General features: G+C 64.3%; 12 protein-coding genes. 9 read left to right on the top strand and 3 right to left on the bottom strand.

All coding sequences use genetic code 11. From position 1 onward, the window contains the following. Together GXY33_07200 and GXY33_07195 are read left to right on the top strand one after the other, a co-directional pair. On the top strand, positions 1–204 hold a 204-nt coding region (locus tag GXY33_07200; protein ID NLX04913.1), incomplete at its 5' end, for a hypothetical protein. Between the two features lie 315 nt (positions 205–519). Beyond that, complete coding sequence (locus tag GXY33_07195; protein ID NLX04912.1) at positions 520–1,311, top strand: serine/threonine-protein phosphatase; 792 nt, start codon at positions 520–522, stop codon at positions 1,309–1,311. A gap of 272 nt (positions 1,312–1,583) precedes the next feature. Here GXY33_07195 and GXY33_07190 read toward each other — a convergent pair whose 3' ends face one another. After that, complete coding sequence (locus GXY33_07190; protein NLX04911.1) at positions 1,584–2,066, bottom strand: hypothetical protein; 483 nt, start codon at positions 2,064–2,066, stop codon at positions 1,584–1,586. A gap of 388 nt (positions 2,067–2,454) precedes the next feature. Here GXY33_07190 and GXY33_07185 point away from each other — a divergent pair, with 388 nt between their 5' ends. The 3 genes from GXY33_07185 (at position 2,455) to GXY33_07175 (ending at position 6,823) form a co-directional block, all read left to right on the top strand. Next, entirely contained in the window at positions 2,455–3,051 is a 597-nt protein-coding gene (locus GXY33_07185) for a hypothetical protein (protein NLX04910.1), read from the top strand. 110 nt (positions 3,052–3,161) lie between these two features. Continuing rightward, positions 3,162–3,662, top strand: coding sequence for a hypothetical protein (locus GXY33_07180; GenBank protein ID NLX04909.1), 501 nt, complete (start codon positions 3,162–3,164; stop codon positions 3,660–3,662). Positions 3,663–4,171: 509 nt separating this feature from the next. Further along, positions 4,172–6,823, top strand: coding sequence for a hypothetical protein (locus GXY33_07175; GenBank protein ID NLX04908.1), 2,652 nt, complete (start codon positions 4,172–4,174; stop codon positions 6,821–6,823). Positions 6,824–6,914: 91 nt separating this feature from the next. Here GXY33_07175 and GXY33_07170 read toward each other — a convergent pair whose 3' ends face one another. Beyond that, a complete protein-coding gene (locus GXY33_07170) occupies positions 6,915–7,529 on the bottom strand; it encodes a GNAT family N-acetyltransferase (GenBank protein NLX04907.1) in 615 nt (204 codons plus the stop codon). A 67-nt stretch (positions 7,530–7,596) separates the two neighbouring features. Further along, a complete protein-coding gene (locus GXY33_07165; GenBank protein ID NLX04906.1) occupies positions 7,597–8,583 on the bottom strand; it encodes a GNAT family N-acetyltransferase in 987 nt (328 codons plus the stop codon). A gap of 407 nt (positions 8,584–8,990) precedes the next feature. Here GXY33_07165 and GXY33_07160 point away from each other — a divergent pair, with 407 nt between their 5' ends. From GXY33_07160 to GXY33_07145, 4 genes are all read left to right on the top strand, one after another. Then, positions 8,991–10,133, top strand: a complete 1,143-nt coding sequence (locus GXY33_07160) for a PilT/PilU family type 4a pilus ATPase (protein ID NLX04905.1) — start codon at positions 8,991–8,993, stop codon at positions 10,131–10,133. A 48-nt stretch (positions 10,134–10,181) separates the two neighbouring features. Then, complete coding sequence (gene tadA, locus GXY33_07155) at positions 10,182–11,867, top strand: Flp pilus assembly complex ATPase component TadA (protein NLX04904.1); 1,686 nt, start codon at positions 10,182–10,184, stop codon at positions 11,865–11,867. A 32-nt stretch (positions 11,868–11,899) separates the two neighbouring features. Next, a complete protein-coding gene (locus GXY33_07150; GenBank protein ID NLX04903.1) occupies positions 11,900–13,720 on the top strand; it encodes a CvpA family protein in 1,821 nt (606 codons plus the stop codon). A 149-nt stretch (positions 13,721–13,869) separates the two neighbouring features. Continuing rightward, the gene (locus tag GXY33_07145) at positions 13,870–14,583 is read left to right on the top strand and encodes a GntR family transcriptional regulator (GenBank protein NLX04902.1); all 714 of its coding nucleotides are present in this window, start codon (positions 13,870–13,872) and stop codon (positions 14,581–14,583) included. Positions 14,584–14,587: the final 4 nt, after the last annotated feature.

Below are 14,587 nucleotides of genomic sequence, written 5' to 3'. Positions count from 1 at the left end.
CCCGGCGCGCGCTATCACAGCCAGTGCCGCCACTGCAAGGGCCGGCTCATGCGATTCATGAAGTACTGCCCGTGGTGCCGCCGCAAAGTCGATCAGCCGTGGGATGTCGCGCCGTTTCCGGAGTTCTGCGGCCAATGCGGCTGGTCGGTGGATTCGGAATTCTGGAGCACCTGCCCCTGGTGCGAACACGATCTGCGGGCATAAGCAGGCCTTAGGCTTTAGGCCTTAGGCTTTAGGGGGATCAGGGGGTCAGGGGATCGGGGAGTCAGCGAATCAGGGGGGTAGCGCGCATTGTCAGTTGTATGATGATATGGTTGTATGACAAATTTCCCACCCACGACTTACCCGCACAATAACTGATATATAATAAATATCTAACCAAGAAAATCCTGCCCCAGCCGCTGCGGGAGTTCTAGAATTAACCTGATGTGGACGGCGGGGCTGGTTCCCGCCGATAGACCCAATAGGGAGTTTCGCCGGATGGATATTGGTACGGTTTTGGGTACGCGACAACACAGATTGCAGACGAAACGTTCGGTGGATCGGCGGCGCAGCGGGTCCGGTTCGGCTGGGGCGGTGCGCTGGGGCGCAGCGACGGATGTGGGGCGGATTCGGGAACAGAACGAGGATGCGTTTGCGGTTCGGGAGGATTTGGGGCTGTTTGTCGTGTCCGACGGGATGGGCGGTCATGCGGGCGGCAAGGTGGCGGCTGGGACGGTGGTTCAGGCGCTGCCGCTGATCGTGGAGAAGCGGTTTGCGAGTCGGCCGGTGCGATCGGCGCGGGCGATCAAGCGGCGGTTGGACGGGGCGGTTCGGCAGCTTAATCGGTATTTGATTTCGCGGGCCCGCAAGACGGCTGGTTGCGAGGACATGGGGGCGACGGTGGTTTGTGGGCTGTGGGTCGATGGTCGGGTTTACGTGGCGAACCTCGGCGACAGCCGGGCGTATCTACTGCACAGCGGGCGGATCAGGCGGCTTTCGCTGGATCATTCGGTGGTGCATTCGCTGGTGTTGCAGGGGTTGATCGAGCCGCACGAGGCGAACTCTCATCCCGCGCGCGGGCAGCTCATCCGTTACGTGGGCATGGAGCAGGAGAACGCCAAGCCGCACGTGACGTCGCTGACGCCGAAGGCGGGTGATTGCCTGCTGCTGTGTTCGGATGGGTTGACCGATCTGGTCAGCGATTCGCAGATGGCGGCGATACTTGGTGAGCACGCCGATCCGCAAGCGGCGGCTGAGCGACTGGTGCGGGCGGCGAATAGTGCGGGCGGGCACGATAACATCACGGCGATGGTGATGCGGGGGGAGTAGGCTTTAGGCTTTGGGCTTTAGGCTTTAGGGGCTGTCGCTGGGGTGCATTCCATCGCTATTAGTTGTTTCTTTTTGGGGCGGCACGGAACACGCGGAACGCGCGGAGGGTAGTCCGGGAGTCCGGAGGGAGGGAATTCAGAACTCAGTGGTCAGCACTCAGAATGGGAGCGGAAGGGGCTCACGCTGAGACGCTGAGGCGCGGAGAGGGAGCGGGCGTTGGGGATTTGGGGTTGGGGGTTCGGGACTCGGAGGGGTTACAGGACAGAAGGTGTTCATGATCCTGCGCAGTCGTTGTGACCGGCAGTATTCGCTGGGTGTTTGCGTGGGCGGGCGGGGCTGATCGTTCTGTGAATCAGGCAGATTGCTCCTATCACCAGCCAGCTTGCGGAGGCGGTGTTGACGACGGCTCTGACGCCGTGGCCGTTGTGGAGGCCGAGGGTGATGAAGGCGGCGGCGCTGGCGAGGGCGAGGGCGGCGATCCACGCGAGCGGCTTGGTTCGCCACCTGGCCCAGGTGATCAGGAAGTATCCGGCCAATGGCACGGAGGCGATCCAGAGGAAGCCAAGCGCCATCGCGACGGATAGGACAAGGGCATGCGGTTCCCCCTGTGTTGCCACCGTCCATCGTAGAGGAAACAGTGCGAAGACGAGTTGGAGGTTGGCGAAGGCGGCGAGGGCGAGGCCGATCCAGAGGCGGAAGCGGTCGCTTTTCGGCTGTGGTGTCGCGGGTGTTTTCTGGTCCGCTGCGTGATTCATGGGTGTTATGTTGACTTGGGATGGTGGCGGAGTCAAGGTCGTGTGCGGGGGTGTTGTCGGCGTGGGATGGTGGATGGGGCAACCACAAGGGTTGCCCGTACGGGAAGGGGGTGGATCGGGCAGCGGGTGGTTGTTTTCGCGCGGATGGAAAGCTGCGAGTTTGCGGGAAGGGAGCGTTTGAGGGACTGGATCCCCGCCTGCGCGGGAATGACACAGTGCCGGCATTGGTTGGGCGAGAGAGCCGGTTGGCTGCGGAGCACGCATGGGCGGATGGGGTCGGCGTTGACTTTCTCTGGGGCTCTGTTATTGTAGGTTGCATGATTGGCGTGCAGTATCCATCGCGACAGATCAGCATGTGTTACATCGTTGGTGGGGAGGCGGGTTGTCGATGATGAAGGACGCTTCACGGGGTTCCGGTCTGGTACGGGCTTTGATCGTGGCGGCGGTGTTGTTTGTTCCGATTGTGCTTTTGACGGGGGCGGTTCTGTTCGTCCTGATTCTACTGTTCCATCCTGAAGAGCCGCTCAAGGCGGGCGAGCTGCGCGGGTTGGTGAAAGGGCACACGGGTCTGACGCTGCCGGACAGTGCACGCGATCTGCATTTCCATGAGCTATCGGTCATGACAGCCTTCGTGTACGTTCGGTTCGAACTGGCGCCGGATGATCTGAGGCGGTGGATGGATGAGCACGAGGCGTTGCCGTCGTTCGAGGAGTTGGCGTTCGATGCGGAACAGCGGGAGTTCCTGATCACTGCCGGTCGTAACCTCTGGTGGTGGCGGGTGGATGAGGTTCCATCGCCGCGGTTCGGCAGGAAATCCCAGGTGCGCAGGTATCCGAAGGGCAACTACTGGGAATGGACGTTTCATGTCGTGACGCAGGAGCTTGGCGAGAACCTGACGCGAGTCTACCTGTATGTGTCCACGGACACCGCGCCAAGGCCAACCGAGACGAGGCCGGCAGTTGAAAAGGCTCAAGGATCATCATGAGTGCGTTTCTGTCGAGGAGTCTATTGGGTTTGATATTGTCTGGTGGACTGTTCTGGTGTTCCGGGTGCGGGGAGTCGGATGCGGAGCGGCTGGCCAGGAACAGAGAATTTGTGGCGGATCAGTTGGGGCGGTACAGGTCGGAGCAGACGGACGACCCCGTGAAGCGGTTTTATCTGGCGAGGTACGAGGCGCTGGATGAGAGGCTGAGGGAGGCCACGCCGGAATCGCTGGGGCATCCGGTGTTGGCATTCGCCGAGATCCGGCTGACGGCCAAGTACACGTGGTTGAGTGTTGACTGGATCGAGCGGACGCCGAGCCCGGATGGCCTGCTCGTCGAGTGCAGGGCGACCGGGTACCGCGAGATGTTTCCCTTTTTCGAACCTGAGTTGGATTATCTCGAGCAGGAAGCCCGGGGCGGCAACCTGATCTGCTGCGCTTCGGTGCAGTTTGCGGTCGAGGACAGCCGGGCGGAAGAGCTCGTGGAGCGTCAGGAGCGCGGGGAGTTGTATGTCAGCCTTGTGCGATATGGCAGGGCGATTTCCGACAGCGTAAAGACGGAGTTGTTTGACTGCCGCAAGCGCTCGCCGGCCACGACGCAGGCTTTGCGGTGAGGGTGAAGCGGGGAGCATGGAGTTCCCGCAGGGACGCTGAGACGTGGAGGGGGAGCGGGGGTTGGGGATTGTTGGGAGTTCTGGCGGTGGGTGGAGGTGCGCCAGGTTCTTGCACGGCGGATGGAATCGGCGCGGATGGGGCAGGGACGATGGGGGAGCCACAAGGGTTGCCCGTACGGGATCGGGCGGATGGGCATGGGGGCCATGGGGGTCGGTATAATGTTGTGGTTATAGGACTTGCGGCGCGGAGGGTAAGGGGCGGCGGGTGAAAATCGCTTGACGGGGGGGCGGGTTGGCGGTATCCTGATGTACCAGGGGTGAGCTTTGCGACCGCGCGAGTGTCGAGGCTGGGCGAATGTCGAGCCCGGCGGTAGAGTCTTGGGAGAGAGTCTATCAGCGAGGATCAGCCGAGGTCGGTTTTGCGTTATAATGGGCGTACCCGTGTTGGACGGTCTGGCGTCGCCGGGGCGAGCGAATCGTTGTGTTTTATAAGGATTAAGGGGAACGAGATGAGAGCATGGGGCAAAGCGATACTGGCGATGAGCGTGGTTTTGGGGCTCGTGGCGATCAGCGGCTGCGGCGGTCCTGTGCCGCCTCCGGTGGGGACGCAGTACACGCTGACGGTGCTGACGGAGGGTCAAGGGAGCACGAATCCGGCGGCGGGGGATCATTTGTACGCGGAGAACAGCTATGTGACGGTGACGGCAGTGCCGTCGGCGGACTGGCATTTTCTGCGGTGGAGCGGTGACGCGACGGGCGGGGCGTCGACGATCGGGCTGAGCATGGACCAGAACCACACGGTGAAGGCGACGTTCGAGCAGAACGCAGCCCAATACACGATCAACGTAACGACTCAGGGCCAGGGCAGCGTGAGTCCCGGTCTGGGCGACCAGCCGTTTGCGGCGGGGGCGGAGGTAACGTTCGAGGCGACGCCGGCGCAGGGCTGGCACTTTGTGCGGTGGAGCGGCGACGTGAGCGGGAGCGAGCCGATCATGCGGGTGCTGATCGACCGGAGTCTGGAGATCGTGGCGGTGTTCGAGCAGGACGCATCTGCGTACGGCCTGCTGGTCCGGACGCAGGGCCAGGGCACGACGGATCCGGCGGCGGGCGAGCACTCGTACGCGGCTGGAACTCAGGTGGTTTTGAAGGCGACGCCGGCGGAAGGATGGCACTTTGTGCGATGGGAAGGCGACGTGCAGTCGACACAGTCGACGGTGCAGGTGTTGATGGACAGCCGCGCGGTGGTAACGGCGGTGTTCGAGCAGGACGCTGAGCAGTACACGCTGAGCATCGCGGTGAAAGGCGGCGGCCGGACGGAGCCGGCGGCGGGCGTTCACACGTACGACGCGAACGCGCAGGTGGGCCTCAAGGCGTTGGCGTTCGAGGGCCGGCATTTCGTACGTTGGGAAGGCGACATCACGGGGACGAATCCCGTGGTGGATCTGAGCATGACGAGCAACAAGCAGGTGACGGCGGTGTTCGAGCAGGACGCGCAGCAGTATCCGCTGATCGTCAACGTAATGGGCCAGGGGACGACGGTACCGGCGGCGGGCGAGCACCTGTACGACGCGGGGATGCAGGTGGATCTGACGGCGACGCCGTCGGAGGGGTGGCATTTCGTGCGGTGGCAGGGCGACGTGTCGAGCACGGACGAGGCGGTGTCGGTGTTGATGAACAACGGGCGGTCGGTGACGGCGGTGTTCGAGCCGGACGCTGAGCGCTATGTGTTGACGATGAACGTGAGCGGGCAGGGGACGACGGATCCGGCGCGCGGGCAGCACGAGTACAGCGCGGGTCGGCAGGTGGGCCTGACCGCGACCCCGGCTGAAGGGTGGCACTTCGTTCGGTGGTCGGGCGACATTTCGGGCACGACGGCGTTGATTCCGATCACGATGAACAGCAGCATGACGGTAACGGCGGTGTTCGAGCCGAACGCTGAGCAGTACACGCTGACGGTGAACGTGCAGGGTCAGGGGACGACCGATCCGGCGGTCGGCCAGCACGCGTACGCGTCGGGCGCGCAGGTGGACCTGAGTGCGACGGCGGCGTCGGGGTGGCACTTTGTGCGGTGGCAGGGGGACGTGTCGAGCACGGACCAGAGCATTCAGGTGAGCATGGACCGGGGCAAGACGGTGACGGCGGTGTTCGCCCAGGACGCGGCGAACTACACGTTGACGATGGAGGTTCAGGGCCAGGGGACGACGGATCCGGCGGCGGGTCAGCACGTGTACGCGGCCAATACTCAGATGAACCTGAGCGCGACGGCGAGCGCGGGCTGGCGGTTTGACCACTGGGAAGGGGCGTTGACGAGCAGCGCGAATCCGGCGGCGTTGACGCTGGACGGCAACAAGACGGCTCGGGCGATTTTTGTGGAAGAGTCGGTCGAGCAATTCCAGTTGACGGTGAACACGCAGGGCCAGGGGACGGTGAGCGTGCAGAGCGGGCTGTACGCGGCGGGGACTCAGTTGACGCTTCAGGCGACGCCGGCGGCTGGTTGGTTGTTCGATCACTGGGAGGGGAGCGTGACCGGTACGTCGATGACGGCGAGCCTGACGATGGACGGCGCCAAGACGGTGACGGCGTTCTTTGTGGAGGGCGAGGTGGGCAGCGTGTCGTACGGGGACAACGACGGGTTCCAGGCGGGCAACGAGGAGGACGTGATTCCGTACCAGTCGACGCGGCTTGGGCAGGCGATCGTGAACCTGCCGTCGGAGCCGAATCATCCGTGGCCGCAGGTGGCGACGTTCGACAGCACGTTGCGTGACAACGTGATCGGGTGGACGCACCAGTTTACGATTCCCGCCGGCCAGCGGGTGGTGCGGGCTCGTTTGCGGTTGGGGATCATCGCGACGTGGACTCAGCCGGAGACGGACGTGTTCTGGTTCGACGGGTCGCAGTTCCTCAACAACGGGACGCCGCTCTATGAGCTGGTGGCGTTGCGGAACTACCTGGATCCGGTTCCGGGCGATCGGGTGACCGAGATCGTGCTCGACCTTGGCAACCTCAAGACGTCGGTGGGCAATCCCGGCTATCCGGATGTGACGGCTGGACCGGTGATCAGCATTTTGTCGGAACTGAACGACGGCGAGCTGGACGTGATGTTCGGCGACGACGTGGGCGTGGACTACGCGAAGCTGGAGATCGAGACGGCGCCGGAGTAGGGGCGCAGGCTCAGCCAACAAGACCAGCCCAGGAAGGTCGGGGCCTTCCTGGGCTTTTCTGTAATCGGACCGGCCTGTGTCGCCCTTGGCGTCAGCGACGGACTTGCATCCACCAAAATCGCAGTTGGGGGTCGGGGTCGAAGCGGACGTGCGGGCGGAGGTCGTCGTGTCTGGGGTCGGCGAGGTTGACGGCGCGGAGGGCGTGGTCGTCGCGCCAGAATTCGCCGGTGATGGCGAAGCCGGCTTTTTCGTAGGATCGGACGGCGCGTCGGTTGGAGGCGGCGACGTCGAGGCGGATGGTTTGGAGGCCGGCGGCGAAGGCCCAGTCGACGATTCGCCGGAGGGCGCGGGTTCCGAGGCCGCGGCTGCAGAAGTGCGGGGCCACGCGGATGCCCATATTGCCGACGGCGCGGGCGGCGAAGTCGATTTCGGTCAGGGCGAAGTAGGCGATGCAGAGCTGGTCGGAGTGATCGACGGTGAGGTTCAGCCGGTCGGGCAGGCTATCGCGTTCGGCGAACCAAAGGTCTCGCTGGGCCGGGCCCAGGCTGCGGGCGGGGAAGTTGAAGCCGCGGTAGGGTTCGGGATACGGCGGCCATTCGGCGCGGCGGTCGATGTCCATCCGCCGCCACGGCCGGATGGCGAGTTCGCGGTCCGCGATCGGCAGCGCGGCCAGGAGCGAGGTCTTGTCGAGCGGTGTTTCCGGCATGGCGGCGAGGATACGTCGGATCGGGCTGCGGAACAAGGGTCAAGGGCACATCGGGTGCGGCGGGCGGTCAGGTTGGGATCTCGTAGAGGCGCAGGGTCAGGATTTGGGGGTCGTGTTCGAGCGGGATGGTTCGGTCGGTGCGGCGGAAGCCGAGGCGGTCGAGGGCAGCGGCTTTGAGGGGATCGTCTTGCTCGCAGGTGGCGCAGACGGCGGCGGGGTGGCGGCGTTTGGCCAGATCGGCGGCGCGTCGGTAGAGGGGTTGGAGCCAGGCGGAGTAGTGGACGTGGGTGAAGGCGTCGACGATCCAGAGGTCCTGATCGCGGCGGGCGGCGGAGGCCAGGCCGAGGACGGCTTGGTCGTCGCGGACGAGGGCGAACCAGCCGTCGGGCTGTCGCAGGCGGTCGTAGCGGGGATAGAGGCCGACGCAGGACTTCTGGCAGACGGACCGGGTGGAGAGGATGGCGGCATTGGCGTCGAGGGCGATCCAGTCGTGCGGGGTGACGATGGCGGGGATGATCGGGACGCGGAGTTCGGGTCCGCCGGGACGGATGGCCAGTTCGCGGTCGAGGCCGCGTCGGACGTGATCGACGAGGAATTCCTCGGGCGTGGCGGGCGGCGCGACGCGGAGCATGACGTTGGTGTTGGGCAGTCGCCGCCAGCCGAGGCGGGCGTAGATGCGGGCGGCGGCTTGGTTATCGGCGCCCAGGAAGCAGGCGTGTCCGCCGGCGTCGTCGAAGGCGTCGGCGGCGCGTCGGCAGAGGTCGCCGGCCAGGCCGTGTCCGCGATGGTCCGGGGCGGTGGCCACTTCGGAGAGGTAGCCCAGGCGCGGGTCCAGGCGGCTTTGGGTCAGTCGGCAGGTGGCGACGACGCGGTCGTTCCGGCGGGCCAGAAAGAGCACATCGCGGTTGGCGTGAAGCTCGCGGCCGAGGAACTGGGGGATTTCGTCGGCCAGGTCGAGATCGAAGGCGACCTTCCAGAGGGCCAGCAGTTCGTCGATCAGGGCCCGGTCGATCGGGAAGTCGAGGCGTTGGGATTCGTAGTCGCGTGTGCCCATCGGAACGATCCCCCGTCGTTGCGTATCGGTCATGATACGGTCTGAGGGGCGGGCGGGCAAGCGGGTCGCGGCGGCGGCGGCGGAGGGAACGTTAAAAGCCGCCATCTATTGGCTTTACAATGTCCGTCGGGTTGGAGTATAGTATAGGTTCTGCGAAGATACTGGCCGGAGCGAACCAGCCTTTAAGGAGCACCTTGGTGCTCGCCGAGCGATCAGCCGGATTGGGATGTCGGCCCCCGCGGCATTCAGAACGGTTAGGAATTCCAGGCGTTAGCGAAAATGGGAGTCCACCGGAACCGGTTGCGGTTGGGGCGGCTTGAAGGCTGGCGTAATATGAGTTACACTGATAGGCTGGCCGTGCCGGTAGCGGTGGTCGGTCGGCGGACCTGGAGTAAAGGAGACCGGGTGTGGGCGAGATGAATTTGTCGACGAACAGCGTGAACGGGAACGGCAAGGGGGCCAGCGAGAAGCTGATGGCCTTTTTTCGGGCGGTGATCAAGCACGACGGGTCGGACCTTCACCTGAAGGCGAATTCGAAGCCGCGGATGCGGATCGGCGGGAGCATTCGGACGGTGGCGGGGGAGGAGCTGTCGAACGCGGATATCGAGGAGATGATCTTTTCGGTGATGAGTCCGAAGCTTCGGGAGATGTACCAGAAGAACGGGGCGGTGGACTTTGCGTACGACCTGGAGGGGGAGGACCGGTTTCGTCTTAACGTGTTTCGCCAGCGTGGGATGACGTCGATCGCGGCGCGGCGGGTGGAGCGGGACATTCCGACGTTCGAGGGGCTGAACCTGCCGGCGCAGATCGGCAAGCTGGCGAGCTATCACCAGGGGCTGGTGCTGCTGTCGGGCATTACCGGATCGGGCAAGAGCACGACGATCGCGGCGATGCTGGAGTACATCAACGAGAACCGGGCGTGCCACATCGTGACGATCGAGGACCCGATCGAGTACATTTTCACGGACAAGAAGGCGTTTATCAACCAGCGGGAGGTGGGGATCGACGTGGCGGACTTCTCGGACGGCTTGAAGTACCTGATGCGCGAGGACCCTGACGTGGTGCTGATCGGGGAGATGCGGGACCGGCAGACGTTCCAGGCGGCTTTGCAGGCGGCGGAGACGGGGCACCTGGTGTTAGGGACGATTCACAGTTCGAGCACGGCGCAGACGGTCACGCGGCTGCTGGACCTGTTTCCGCAGGAGGAGCGGTCGCTGATCCGCCAGTCGCTGGTGTTCAACCTGAAGGCGATCATCAGCCAGCGGCTTTTGCCGAGCATCAAGGAGGGGACGGACATGATCCCGGCGGTGGAGATTTTGATCAACAACCCGGCGATCCGGAAGCTGATCGGGGAGAGTCGGGAGTCGGACATTCTGGACGTGATCAAGTCGAACTACGACATCGGGATGCAGGACTTCAACGAGTCGCTTCGGCAGATGGTGGCCAAGGAATGGATCGAGAGCCAGACGGCGTACGATGCCTCGCCGAATCCGGAGGAGTTGAAAATGAGATTGAAGGGGATAAACGCGTCGAAGTCGGGTATCCTTTAAGGGTTTTGAGGGCAATCGGGCCCCGGACGGCAGTGACGGAGTGAGCGAATGGCGGACCTGATGTTTCTGATGTTGGCCCAGGTGGAAGCCCCGATGCCGCCGGTGACGCCGGACGGCGGTTTTTTCGCGGTCTGGAAGATCGTGGTGATGGCGCTGCTGATGTTCGTGTGGGCGTGGCCGGCGGGTTGGGTGTGCCGGGACGCGCGGCGGCTTTCGATCAACGAGTTCATGTGGGGCATGGTGGTGGCGGCGGCGGGTGTGGTCGGGTGGTTCTGCTGGGTGGTTTTTCCGAGCTACTGGCTGGGCCTGCTGTTCTTCGTGCTGCTGGGGTTGGGCGGGCTGCTGGCGTACGCATTGTACCGGGATTCGCTGGTGGGCGAGGAGGACAAGATTCTCAAGCCGGCGAACCTGCTCAGCGCGATTCGGGGCGAGCAGGAGCAGACGTTCGAGATCAAGACGAAGGTGCGTCTGAGCACGTACGAGGGCCGCGAGGCGAAGATTCCGGAGGGGGAGGAGCTTCAGAGGATCTATCAGGCGTTCCAGGACATGCTGTTTGACGCCCTGTGGCGGCGGTCGAGCGATATCCTGGTTCAGCCGACGGGTGAGCACTACCGGGTGCTGTTCAAGATCGACGGGGTCGGGGCGGAGTACGGGATGCTGGACCGCAAGATGGGCCAGATGATCGTGGACTACGTCAAAGGGACCTGCGGGTTGGAGATCAACGAGCGTCGGCGTCCGCAGCGGGCGAAGCTGATCGCCCAGCAGGCGGACGTGGACCGGAAGGTGAACCTGGACATCGAGACTTCGGGCAGCACGGCGGGCGAGCGGCTTCGGATTCGGGTGCGGGCTGAGGAGGCCAAGTTCACGGTGGACGACCTGGGGTTCACCGAGAGCCAGCTTGCGAAGGTCAAGGAGCTGGTCGGGCACAAGAAGGGGGTGGTGCTGATTTCGGGTCTTGGCGGATCGGGGGTGAGCACGACGCTGTACGCGTTCGGTCGGAGCCACGACTCGTTCCAGCAGAACATCCACACGGTGGAAGCCAAGCCGCTGATGGACCTGGACAACATCACGCAGAACATTTACCAGAGCGGTCAGGAGCAGAGTTTTGCCCGGCTGCTGCAGTCGGTGTCGCGTCGCGAGCCGGACATCATTCTGGTCGATCCGTGCGCGGACGCGGAGACGATGAAGATGATCGGAACGATCGTGGAGGCCAAGGAGCGCAAGATCGTGGCGGCGATTCGCGGTTCGAACGCGTTGTCGGCGCTGGGCCGCGCGATTCGGTGGATGGAGAATCCGGCGACGGCGGCCGCGACGCTGTCGGCGGTGACGTTCCAGCGGCTGATCCGCAAGTTGTGCCCGACGTGCCGGGAGGCGTACAAGCCGAATCCCGAGACGCTGCGGAAGTTGAACCTGGCGAGCAAGAGCGACGTGGTGTTCTTCCGTCCGCCGACGCAGGAGGTGGTGGACAAGAAGGGGAACCCGGTCGTCTGCGGGACGTGCCAGGGGACCGGGTACCTGGGCCGCACGGCGGTGCTGGAGCTGCTGGTGGTGGACGACCAGCTTCGCGAGGCGATTCGCAGCGGCGACGCGAACAAGATCAAGTCGGCGGTCCGGAAGGCGGGCCTGAGCTACTGGCAGGAAGTGGCGATGGAGCAGGTGGTGGCGGGGGTGACGAGCGTGCAGGAGATCGTCCGGGTCAGCAAGGAAGCGGAGACGGCGGAGAAGACCCGCTGACGTAGCGCCGCGGGACGTTTGGAGGATTCGCAGTGGTTTTCATACTCGTGACTCTGTTGCTGGTGCTGGGGATCGCGTTCTTCCACTCCCTTCAGGGGGTTTACAGCGCGTTGATGATGATCGTGCTGACGATTTTGTCGGCGGCGGTGGCGGTGAACTTTTACGCCCCGCTGAGCCACGCGGTCTGGGCGCATCTGCCGGAAGGGTGGATGGGGTATACCGACGCGCTGTCGCTGGCGGTGCTGTTTTTTGGGACGCTGGTGGTGTTGCGGACGGTGGCGGACAACGTGGTCCGCGGGAATATCATCCTGAACGTGTGGGTGGATCGCGGGGTGGCGGGGGCGATCAGCCTTCCGATGGCGTTGCTGGTGGTGGGGATCGGGAGTCTGTCGTTCCAGATGCTGCCCTTCCACGACCAACTGCTGTTGTTCGAGCGGTTCGACAACGAGGGGAACCGCAGTTCGATTTTTCCGAACGCGGACGGGTTCGCGGCGTGGATGGCGGGCGCGTTGAGCGCCAACGCGCTGTCGGGCGGGAAGGAATTCTCGATGCTGCATCCGGACTGGCCGGGCGAGCTGTCGGCGCAGCGGATCGGGGTTCAGCACGAGTCGCGCCACGTGGTGGCGCCGGATACGGCGCGGGCGGTGCGGGCGTGGCGGCTGGATCAGCCGCTGATGGTCAAGGAGCACGCGTACCAGGGCCAGGGCTATTCGCGGCGGCTGCAGATCAACGTCAAGGAGCGGCGTCCGGCCCAGTCCGGCCACTACTATCTGGCGGTGGCGATGGAGCTGGATCCGAAGGCGGCGGACTCGGACAAGCGTCACCGGTTCGGATGGGGTCAGGTCCGGTTGGTGGGTTTTCCGGAGTTCGATGACCGCCGGGAGAATCCGCAGAATTACTACCTGATCGGGTTTGAGGACCTGGACCTTCCGGGCGACTGGAACTTCATGCGGATGGAGGTTCCGTGGGAGGTCAAGAAGGACGAGTATGACCAGGAGTACATCACGTACCGCAACTACGGGGTGATCGGCCGGCTGCAGGCGAACGCGCCGCAGACGTTCCGGGTGGTGTTTGAGGTGCCGGAAGGCTTCCAGCCGTGGTTCCTGGAGTACAAGCGGTGGGCTCGCTCGCCGATGCCGAAGCTCAGCGAGGGCGAGGAGGCTCCGGCGTCCGAGGCGGCGCCGACGGAGGAGGGCCAGGCCCCGCCGACGGACGCCAACCGGGTGGCGCGTTCGGGGTGGCGGAGCCAGTATCAGATCGACTACGACCAGACGGGGCCGACCGACGCGCTGCCGTTTCGCCTGACGGCGCGGGCGGGCGCGCGGACGGTGGGTACGGAGAACGCGGAAGTGAACCGGATGCGGTTTAGCAAGGGGATCGTGCACGGGGAGTTGGGCACGAACAGCCCTTCGGCCCTGGATGCGACGACGGAGGGGCGGATGGCGGTGGTCAAGAGCTTCTTCGTTCCGGCTGACAAGTCGCTGTTCCGTCTGGCCTGCCGGCTTGACGGGGCCCAGACGACGCTGCTGCGGCAGGTATTCGGGGCGGTGCAGGGTGTGACTCAGCGGTATCTGGTGGACACCCAGGGCAACAAGCACCTGCCGGTGGGCCAGTACGTGATCTACAATCAGGACGGCGGGGGGTCGTACGTGGAGCTGCAGTACGATCCAGAGCTGGCGCAGATGTCGTCGCACAACAAGCCGTTCCGGCACGTGAACATCAACCAGCTTCAGGGCAAGGACGTCCAGATCGGTTTTCTTTACCTTCTGGAGCCGGGGACGCGGCTGGAACGTTTTGAGGTGGGGGGCGGGCCGGTCGAGGCGCAGAATCTTCAGGGTTTGGTGGCCCGCTAGACTCCGGGGGCTGGCCCTTCACGTCTAAGCTGTTAATCACTAATGCTTTATGGCAGATTTTTGTCCCTTTCCATTTTATCGATATTTTATATTGACCATCGATTATTCATTTTTTATGCTGTAGTCAGACGCGAGAAGCGGGAGATGCGATGCGCGTGATTCAGAGCCAGAGCGGTGTGTGCAAGCAGGTGATCCGTCATCGGATACGCGAGCGGCTGCAGGATTCGATCCTGAGCGGGGCGCGTCCGGCGGGTTCGAAGCTGGTGCAAATGCAGTTGGCGGAGGAGTTTGGGGTGGCCCAGGGGGTGGTTCGGGAGGCGTTGCTGGAGCTACAATCGTGCGGGCTGGTCGAGACGATCGACAATCGGGGGGTTTTCGTGGCGGAGTTGAGCGCCGAGCGTCTGATCGAGGCGTATCACGTGCGGGAGATGCACGAGGGACTGGCGGCGCGGCTGTGCTGCGACCGGGTGACGCGCGGTCAGGTGCGGGAGCTGCTGGCGTTGGCGGTCGCGGCGTGCGAGTTGGGGCGTTCGGGGCGGCTGGACGAGATGGGTCTGGCGGACCGACAGTTGCACAGCCGTCTGATCCAGCTATCGGGCAACAGCATGCTGATGCGGTTGGCTGAGAACTATTGGGTATTGGGCAAGGTGGTGCGGGCGAGCCGCGATCCGGAGGCGGTGTTCGAGGAGCACGCGGCGATTTTGAAGGCGATCGAGGACGGCCGGGCGGAGGATGCGGAGCGGTTGACGCGTGAGCACGTGCGTGCCGGGCGCGAGGCGATCGCGCGGCAGATTGCGGAGGGGCGGTTCAGGCCGCTGTGGGTTCGCGGCGGTGAGGACCAGAAGTCGGACGAGAACGGCTGACCTC

It is taken from the genome of Phycisphaerae bacterium (genome assembly GCA_012729815.1).
Classification (GTDB): Bacteria; Planctomycetota; Phycisphaerae; order JAAYCJ01; family JAAYCJ01; genus JAAYCJ01.
Note: the sequence above shows the minus strand (reverse complement) of the source record. Positions and strands in the feature narration are given on the sequence as shown.